The following is a 2,832-nucleotide window of genomic DNA, read 5'->3' on the forward strand; positions in this document are numbered from 1 at the left end:
TGCCCGACAATCTGCTCCGGCGACCACTCGTCTTCGAGTGCCTGAAGTAAAGCAAACGAACTCGGGAAAACTCGGGGTACAGGATTGAGCCGTCCCGCCGACGTGACATCCCCCAGATCATCGGCGGGAAACCAGCATAGGGTGCACCGCTTTCCGTCTCACTGACCGACCTAGTTCTCGCGATCGACGAAGCCGCCGGCATTCTCCTGGACCATGCCCTACCCTCCAGCTTCCTCACCTGCACGTTCGACATCGATAACGAGCACCTGCGAGTAATTCTCGCCGCGACGACGGCACCGATCGACACCAGCACCACCTCGTTCCATTGGTTCGTCCTCCACAGGCTGGTCGACGACGTCGTTCTCGAACAGTTTCCCTCCACAGCCGCCGACGCACCCGATAACTCGGCAACGACGATCATCCTGACCAAGGCACTACAGCCAGGTTCGTGATGCCGTCCACGACGAGCAGCCCACAACTACACCCGAACCTCACACACGTAGGCCCGGCACACCACTGCGCCGCAGCCCTAGACGGTATGAGGGGACTGTCTGAATAACGGTGGATCCGGTCCTTGATTCAACACGCCGAGCTGAGCTTGGCGGGAAGGATCGACGATGACCGAAACACTTGATCCCATGGCAGAGACTGAGGTGGATCAGAAGCAGTTGGCCGAGCAGCTCCTGGCTCAGGCCAAGGAGCAGGGCGTGGAGTTGATGGGCCCGAACGGACTCCTCAATCAACTCACCAAAAACGTCCTAGAGACCGCGTTAGACGCGGAGATGACCGAGCACCTGGGCTACGAGAAGCACGATGCCGCCGGCCGCGGCAGCGGCAACTCGAGGAACGGTACCCGTTCGAAGACGGTGCTCACTGAGATCGGGCCGGTGGAGATCGAAGTGCCACGCGACGTCGATTCTTCGTTCGACCCGCAGATTGTTAAGAAGCGTCAGCGACGCTTGACGGGTATCGATGAGATCGTATTGTCATTGACGGCAAAGGGTTTGACGACCGGCGAGATATCCGCGCACTTTCAAGATATTTACGGAGCGTCGGTGTCGAAGGACACGATCTCGCGGATCACCGACAAGGTCGTCGGGGAAATGACGGAGTGGCAGAACCGGCCACTTGATCGGGTGTATCCGGTGATGTTCATCGATGCGGTGCACGTGAAGGTTCGCGATGGGCAGGTCACCAACCGGCCGATGTATGTCGCGATCGGCGTCACCGTCAATGGCGAACGCGACATCCTCGGGATCTGGGCCGGCGAGGGCGGAGAGGGCGCAAAGTTCTGGCTCTCGGTCCTGACCGAGATCAAGAACCGTGGTGTGGCGGACGTCTGCATCGTTGTGTGCGACGGACTCAAAGGATTGCCTGAAGCGATCAACACCGTCTGGGAACTCGCTGTGGTGCAGACGTGCATTATTCATCTGATACGCAACACTTTTCGCTTTGCCTCTCGTAAATATTGGGATGCGATGGCGCGTGATCTCAAACCTGTCTACACCGCTCCGTCGGAGTTTGCGGCCAGGGAACGATTCGCTGAGTTCACGCAGAAATGGGGGCAGCAGTATCCAGCGATTATCAAGATGTGGGACAACGCGTGGAGTGAGTTCGTTCCGTTCCTGGACTACGACGTCGAGATCAGGCGCGTCATCTGCTCGACGAACGCGATCGAGTCTGTCAACGCTCGCTACAGGCGCGCAGTACGGGCGCGTGGGCACTTCCCGACTGAGCAGGCGGCGCTCAAATGCTTGTACTTGGCCACGCGTGCTCTGGACCCGACAGGGAAAGGTAAGGCACGATGGGCAATGAGGTGGAAGCCCGCGCTCAATGCGTTTGCGATCACCTTCGAAGGACGCATCACCCTGAACGGTAACTAACCGACATCAAGGTCGGATCCACCGTTAATCGGACACTCCCCCTGGAGGTTGCCGGACGAGGTTGTCTGATCGGAATCGAACACGCCGTACCCGATGAGTGCTCGTGTGGCGTCCGTTCCGTTCGTGCGGTCGTAGATGTGCACATTGCGTGCAGTGATCGACGAGGACGGCCACGACGGACTGTTCGCGGCGATGGTGAGCTTGTTGGTCGCTGCGTCGTAGGACACGACGACACCAGTCAACTGCACTCCGCCTGCGGTGTACCCACTGCCCGATGCCTCATTGGTGATGTCGCTCTTGTATCGGTGCGCATCCTGATCAGGAGTGTGAGCTGACGTTGTGAGCATCGCATACAGGTTCGTCGCACCCGACACAATCGACACCTCCTTCGCGAACAAAGACTGAGAGAGTTTGCCGTACAGCTTGATCTGGGTAGTTGCCATGAGGGCTCCTTAGATGGTGACTTGCGAGTCAGTGATGATGAAAAGAGTTGCGGGATCGGGGTTGTCGAGGTCGTCGTACTCGTTCTGCGTGAGGGCCTGGATTCGGGTCACTCCCCCGCCGTCGCGCACAAACCCCAACGCGCCCGGTTCGGGTGGTGGGGTGCCGGCGTCGATCAACGGCCACAAACGGAAAGTCCCCGACTCAGCGGGGACTTCAATGGGGTAAAACTCGTGTGTTGGGTTGTATCTCGACCATCGGATCCCCACCCAATACGGGCCAGGATCCAACACCGGAGTCGTAAACAATCCAGTAGTTGGGTTCACAGGGACGGTGGTGCGTGCGGGTCCGAGGATCGCATCATGCGCCACACTGTCGCGGATGTCGCGGACAGTGAACACAATCTCCGCACCAACACCCAACTTCGCACCATCAGTCAACCGATCAGAAATAACAGGCATCGCTTCTCCTCATCATCCGACCGCCGGGGGCGTACCAGGATCGACAG

At 58.9% G+C, this 2,832-nt stretch carries 3 protein-coding genes; 1 reads left to right on the plus strand and 2 read right to left on the minus strand.

Features of this window, described 5'->3' with window-relative positions:
- Nucleotides 1–617: 617 nt before the first annotated feature.
- Nucleotides 618–1,883, plus strand: coding sequence for an IS256 family transposase (locus ACH4NX_RS38310; protein WP_003943361.1), 1,266 nt, complete (start codon nucleotides 618–620; stop codon nucleotides 1,881–1,883).
- On the opposite strand, the gene ACH4NX_RS38315 is transcribed toward ACH4NX_RS38310, so the two are convergent.
- Both ACH4NX_RS38315 and ACH4NX_RS38320 read right to left on the minus strand, forming a co-directional pair.
- A complete protein-coding gene (locus ACH4NX_RS38315; protein ID WP_353799050.1) occupies nucleotides 1,880–2,326 on the minus strand; it encodes a hypothetical protein in 447 nt (148 codons plus the stop codon). The genes ACH4NX_RS38310 and ACH4NX_RS38315 overlap by 4 nt on opposite strands.
- A gap of 9 nt (nucleotides 2,327–2,335) precedes the next feature.
- Nucleotides 2,336–2,785 carry a hypothetical protein gene (locus ACH4NX_RS38320; protein WP_231304276.1) on the minus strand — a complete coding sequence of 150 codons (450 nt, stop codon included), beginning with the start codon at nucleotides 2,783–2,785 and terminating at the stop codon, nucleotides 2,336–2,338.
- Nucleotides 2,786–2,832 lie beyond the last annotated feature (47 nt).

The sequence above is a fragment of the Streptomyces sp. NPDC017225 genome, assembly GCF_044331465.1.
Lineage (GTDB): Bacteria > Actinomycetota > Actinomycetes > Streptomycetales > Streptomycetaceae > Streptomyces.